1 rRNA gene is annotated in these 1299 nt (G+C 51.7%); it reads right to left on the bottom strand.

The features are described from left to right. Window positions 1-1299, bottom strand: a 23S ribosomal RNA gene (locus JTJ32_RS26245); the annotation flags it as partial.

The following is a 1299-nucleotide window of genomic DNA, read 5'->3' as shown; positions in this document are numbered from 1 at the left end:
TCAGCCTACCACCTTAAACCTGGACAACCAACGCCAGGCTGGCCTAGCCTTCTCCGTCCCTCCATCGCAATAACCAGAAGTACAGGAATATTAACCTGTTTTCCATCGACTACGCTTTTCAGCCTCGCCTTAGGGACCGACTAACCCTGCGTCGATTAACGTTGCGCAGGAAACCTTGGTCTTTCGGCGTGGGTGTTTTTCACACCCATTGTCGTTACTCATGTCAGCATTCGCACTTCTGATACCTCCAGCAAGCTTCTCAACTCACCTTCACAGGCTTACAGAACGCTCCTCTACCGCATCATCAAAAGATGATACCCGTAGCTTCGGTGCATGGTTTGAGCCCCGTTACATCTTCCGCGCAGGCCGACTCGACTAGTGAGCTATTACGCTTTCTTTAAAGGGTGGCTGCTTCTAAGCCAACCTCCTAGCTGTCTAAGCCTTCCCACATCGTTTCCCACTTAACCATGACTTTGGGACCTTAGCTGACGGTCTGGGTTGTTTCCCTTTTCACGACGGACGTTAGCACCCGCCGTGTGTCTCCCATGCTCGGCACTTGTAGGTATTCGGAGTTTGCATCGGTTTGGTAAGTCGGGATGACCCCCTAGCCGAAACAGTGCTCTACCCCCTACAGTGATACATGAGGCGCTACCTAAATAGCTTTCGAGGAGAACCAGCTATCTCCGAGCTTGATTAGCCTTTCACTCCGATCCACAGGTCATCCGCTAACTTTTCAACGGTAGTCGGTTCGGTCCTCCAGTCAGTGTTACCTAACCTTCAACCTGCCCATGGATAGATCGCCCGGTTTCGGGTCTATTCCCAGCGACTAGACGCCCTATTAAGACTCGCTTTCGCTACGCCTCCCCTATTCGGTTAAGCTTGCCACTGAAAATAAGTCGCTGACCCATTATACAAAAGGTACGCAGTCACCCAACAAAGTGGGCTCCCACTGCTTGTACGCATACGGTTTCAGGATCTATTTCACTCCGCTCTCCGCGGTTCTTTTCGCCTTTCCCTCACGGTACTGGTTCACTATCGGTCAGTCAGTAGTATTTAGCCTTGGAGGATGGTCCCCCCATATTCAGACAAGGTTTCTCGTGCCCCGTCCTACTCGATTTCATTGCAAAGAGACTTTCGCGTACAGGGCTATCACCCACTATGGCCGCCCTTTCCAGAGCGTTCCGCTAATCTCGATCCAACTTAAGGGCTGGTCCCCGTTCGCTCGCCACTACTAAGGGAATCTCGGTTGATTTCTTTTCCTCAGGGTACTTAGATGTTTCAGTTCCCCTGGTTCGCTCC

This window comes from Pseudomonas alliivorans (assembly GCF_017826695.1).
Lineage (GTDB): Bacteria > Pseudomonadota > Gammaproteobacteria > Pseudomonadales > Pseudomonadaceae > Aquipseudomonas > Aquipseudomonas alliivorans.
Note: the sequence above shows the minus strand (reverse complement) of the source record. Positions and strands in the feature narration are given on the sequence as shown.